Annotated in this window: 2 protein-coding genes; one reads left to right on the top strand and one right to left on the bottom strand. The window is 70.5% G+C overall.

Annotated elements, in window-relative coordinates:
* Positions 1-170 precede the first annotated feature (170 nt).
* On the bottom strand, positions 171-827 hold the full coding sequence (gene pdxH, locus RMO85_RS18875) for a pyridoxamine 5'-phosphate oxidase (protein WP_310530259.1): 657 nt from the start codon (positions 825-827) through the stop codon (positions 171-173).
* Positions 828-964: 137 nt separating this feature from the next.
* Between pdxH and RMO85_RS18880 the strand changes: the two genes are divergently transcribed.
* Positions 965-2,068: a citrate synthase 2 gene (locus RMO85_RS18880; protein WP_310530260.1), complete on the top strand. Its 1,104-nt coding sequence runs from the start codon at positions 965-967 to the stop codon at positions 2,066-2,068.
* The last annotated feature ends 239 nt before the right edge of the window (positions 2,069-2,307 follow it).

Here is a 2,307-nt window from a genome sequence, read left to right on the forward strand (position 1 = left end):
GGCCACGCCGGCGGCTTCGGCGATCTGCTTGCTGGTGACGCTCCTGCCGTGCTCGAGCAGCAGCGGCAGCGTCACGTCGACCAGGGCGGTGCGCCGGTCGTCGGCGGACATGGGAGCGGCGCGGGGAGTCACGCCTGCCAGCCTAAGTGAGTGAGCGCTCACTCACAAGGCTATGGGGCGAGCCGCTGGATCCGCCACCCCACACCGTCGCGCTCGTAGACCAGGCGGTCGTGCATCCGCCCGGGCCGTCCCTGCCAGAACTCCACCGTCTCCGGTTCGACGCGATAGCCACCCCAGTGGTCGGGCACCGGCACGTCCTGCCCCTCGAACCGCGCCGTCATCTCGTCGTAGGCCGCAGTGAGCTCGTCGCGCGACGCGACCGGCTGTGACTGCTGGCTGGCCCACGCGCCGAGCTGCGCCCCGCGCGGCCGGGTGCGGTGGTAGGCCTCCACCGCCTCGCGCTCCAGCACGCGGGCTGTCCCCTCGATCCGCACCTGCCGCTGGAGCGGGTGCCACGGGAACAGCAGCGCGCAGTGCGGGTCGGCCGCCAGCTCCTGCCCCTTGCGCGAGCCGTGGTTGGTGAAGAGCACGAAGCCGCGCTCGTCGAGGCCCTTCAGCAGCACCATCCGCGACGACGGACGGCCCTCGATGCCCACGGTGCTGAGCACCATCGCGTTGGGCTCGTGGAGCCCGGCGTCGAGCGCTTCGCCCAGCCAGCGCTGGAACATCAGGTAGGGGTCGGCGGCCAGGTCGGGGACATCGAGCCCGCCAGCGGCGTACTCCTCACGAAGCGCCGCGAGCCTGCCGAGGATCGATCCCGTGTCCATGCGCGCACCCTAGACGTCCACGATGGGCGCGGGAATCCGCCTCGGTGGTGAACCAGTCGGCGAACGGGTGCACAATAGGTCGGCTCGCGAGCACATCTGGGCGAGCCACACGCCGTACGCAAAGGAGCGTCTGTCGCATGACTGAGGTCCACCACGGGCTCGAGGGAGTCGTCGCTTTCGAAACTGAGATCGCCGAGCCCGACAAGGAAGGATCGGCGCTTCGCTACCGCGGCGTCGACATCGAGGACATCGTCGGCCGGGTGCCGTTCGAGAACGTCTGGGGCCTCCTGATCGACGGCTTCTACACACCGGGCCTGCCGCCGGCCGAGGCGTTCAGCCTGCCCGTGCACACCGGCGACGTGCGCGTCGACGTCCAGGCAGCGATCGCGATGCTCGCGCCGCAGTTCGGTTTCGGCCAGACCTACGACATCTCCGACGAGCAGGCCCGCGAGGACCTCGCCCGGGTCGCGGTGATGGTCCTGTCGTACGCCGCACAGTCGGCCCGTGGCCTCGACAAGCCGGTCGTCTCGCAGAGGATCGTCGACCAGGGCTCCAGTCTCGCGGAGAAGTTCCTGATCCGCTGGAAGGGCGAGGCCGACCCCAAGCACGTCAAGGCGATCGACGCCTACTGGAGCTCGGCCGCCGAGCACGGCATGAACGCCTCGACGTTCACCGCGCGCGTCATCACCTCCACCGGCGCCGACGTGGCGGCCGCGTTCTCCGGCGCCATCGGCGCCATGAGCGGCCCGCTCCACGGCGGGGCTCCCGCCCGCGTGCTCACCATGATCGAGGAGGTCGAGAAGTCGGGCGACGCCACGGCGTACGTCAAGGGCCTGCTCGACTCCGGCGAGCGGCTGATGGGCTTCGGCCACCGCGTCTACCGCGCCGAGGACCCGCGCGCCCGCGTGCTGCGGCGCACGGCCAAGGAGCTCAACGCACCGCGCTACGCCGTCGCCGAGGCCCTCGAGCAGGCTGCACTCAAGGAGCTGCGCGAGCGCCGTCCCGACCGCGTGCTGGAGACCAACGTCGAGTTCTGGGCCGCGATCGTGCTCGACTTCGCCGAGGTGCCGGCCCACATGTTCACCTCGATGTTCACCTGCGCCCGCACCGGTGGCTGGTCGGCGCACATCCTGGAGCAGAAGCGCACCGGTCGCCTGATCCGGCCGTCCGCGATCTACACCGGCCCGGCGGCTCGCCCGGCCAGCGAGGTCGACGGCTGGACCGAGGCCTGGGCCGAGTAGGTCTCAGCGCTCAGGCCCTGAAACTCCACTCACTCGCGTGGAGTTTCAGGGCCTGACGTCGCTCGGAGGGCGAAACTCCACGCACTCGCGTGGAGTTTCAGCCGGTGGCGGCGTGCTCGACGTACCAGCTCGTGAGGCCCTGCGAGCCGGCCTTGCTGAGCGAGATGTGCATGTGGTCGCGGTGCCGCAGCGTGGTCGAGCAGGTCTTGCGGGAGCGGCAGCCGGAGTTGAGGTAGTTC

This window comes from Nocardioides sp., assembly GCF_031422975.1.
Taxonomy (GTDB): Bacteria; Actinomycetota; Actinomycetes; order Propionibacteriales; family Nocardioidaceae; genus Nocardioides.

Bases quoted from the DNA above. Each gene is read 5' to 3' on its own strand.
- pdxH (WP_310530259.1), bottom strand. From the start codon at position 827: ATGGACACGGGATCGATCCTCGGCAGGCTCGCGGCGCTTCGTGAGGAG.
- RMO85_RS18880 (WP_310530260.1), top strand. From the start codon at position 965: ATGACTGAGGTCCACCACGGGCTCGAGGGAGTCGTCGCTTTCGAAACT.